General features: G+C 65.4%; 3 protein-coding genes. 2 read left to right on the forward strand and 1 reads right to left on the reverse strand.

The features are described from left to right. Positions 1-125 precede the first annotated feature (125 nt). Both VGQ94_05515 and VGQ94_05520 read left to right on the forward strand, forming a co-directional pair. On the forward strand, positions 126-455 hold the full coding sequence (locus tag VGQ94_05515; protein HEV2021967.1) for a carboxymuconolactone decarboxylase family protein: 330 nt from the start codon (positions 126-128) through the stop codon (positions 453-455). Between the two features lie 14 nt (positions 456-469). Then, complete coding sequence (locus VGQ94_05520; GenBank protein ID HEV2021968.1) at positions 470-1,468, forward strand: amidohydrolase family protein; 999 nt, start codon at positions 470-472, stop codon at positions 1,466-1,468. 4 nt (positions 1,469-1,472) lie between these two features. On the opposite strand, the gene VGQ94_05525 is transcribed toward VGQ94_05520, so the two are convergent. Then, a partial coding sequence (locus VGQ94_05525; protein ID HEV2021969.1) for an aminotransferase class III-fold pyridoxal phosphate-dependent enzyme occupies positions 1,473-1,710 on the reverse strand: 238 nt, incomplete at its 5' end.

Here is a 1,710-nt window from a genome sequence, read left to right on the forward strand (position 1 = left end):
GAGAGACCCGCAGTATGCGCGAGCGAAAATCGGTGTGTCAAGGCACACGGCCGGCTTCGAATCCGGCCACCGCTCATGTATAAGAGTGAGCTTCGACGCCAGCAGGAAAGACGGAGGGAGAACCCGTGAGTCATTATCACGATGAGAACGACTTGAAGTTGTTCAGGGAGCTGAAGAAGTCCGCGCCAGCGGATTTCCAGGCCTGGGTCAACCTGGACGCCATTACCCAGCGCGAGGACGGCCAGATCTCGCGCAAGTATCGCGAGCTGATCGCCGTCGCCGTGGCCCACACCACGCAGTGCGTCTATTGCATCGAGGTGCACACCCGCAACGCCAAGAAAGCGGGCGCCACGCGCGAAGAGGTCGCGGAAGCGGTGCTGGTGGCCGCCGCGCTGCGCGCCGGAGGCGCCGCCGCCCACGGCACCCTGGCCATGAAGTTCTACGACGCTCCCTAGGCCCGGTAGCGACGATGGAGAACGTCCAACCCTCAGTTGCGAGGCGCTTCACCGACTGCCACGTCCATCTGGCTGGTCTGCCCGAGGGCGAGAACGGATGTTACGTCTCCCCGCGCCTCTTGCGCAGCCCGCTCTTCCGCTTGATCACCTGGCAGCACGGCTTGCCGCTCAGCGACCCGCCCCGCGCCAATCGCAAGTACCTGGACGACCTGCTGCGCGACCTGAGCGAGTCCCGCTACATCAACCGCCTGGTGCTCCTTGCCATGGACGGCGTCTATGGCGCCGACGGCAAGCTGGATAAGGAGCGCACCGACTTTCTGGTCAGCAACGATTATGTGCTCGATGTGGCCGGGCGCTACCCGGAGCAGTTCTGGCCCGGGGTCTCTATCAACCCGCAGCGCGCCGACGCCATCGAGGAAGCTGAACGCTGCGCCTGCGCCGGCGCCAGGCTGGTGAAGGTGTTGCCCAACGCCCAGCAGTTCGATCCCGCGGATTCGCGCTACGTCCCGTTCTACCGCGCGCTGACCCGGCTCCGGCTGCCGCTGCTCAGCCACGTCGGCTACGAGTTCTCGCTCATCGGTCAGGACCAGTCCTCCGGCGATCCCTCGAAGCTGCGCGTGACGCTCGACGAAGGCGTCACCGTCATCGCCGCCCACGGTTGCAGCTACGGCCTCGCCTTCTACGAAAAGTTCTATCGGACGTTTCTTGACCTGGCGCAGCGCTATCCCAACTTCTTCGCCGATATCTCCGCCCTCACCCTGCCCAATCGCATGGCCATGCTCCTGCGCCTGCGACGCCATCCGGAACTCGGCGAGCGCCTGCTCTTCGGCACCGACTACCCGCTTCCCGTCTTTTCCTGGGCTTGTTGGGGACGCATCGGGCTGGGCCGGCTGTGGGAGATTGCCCGTACCACGAACCCGTTCGACCGTCAGTACCTGATCTGCGAGCGCCTCGGGCTGCGCTTCGGCTCCTTCGATGCACTGTCACAGAAGATGCAGCGGCCCGCGAACTGACTGGCTAGCGCACCGCCGCGAAGCTCTCGTCCAGCAGCCGGATGGCTTCGTCCACGTCCGACTTCGCGATGTTCAGCGGCGGCGACATGCGCACCACGTTCCCGCACATCCCGCCCTTGCCGATCAACAGGCCGCGCTTGCGCGCTTCTTCCAGCAGGGAATTGGTTGCGGCGGCGGCCGGCTCCTTGCTCTTGCGGTCGGTCACCAGCTCCAGCGCCTGCATTAGCCCCATGCCGCGCACG

The sequence above is a fragment of the Terriglobales bacterium genome, from assembly GCA_035937135.1.
Lineage (GTDB): Bacteria > Acidobacteriota > Terriglobia > Terriglobales > Acidobacteriaceae > DASYVL01.

Excerpts from the sequence above, each read along its gene's own strand:
- VGQ94_05520 (HEV2021968.1), top strand. The coding sequence starts at position 470 with ATGGAGAACGTCCAACCCTCAGTTGCGAGGCGCTTCACCGACTGCCAC.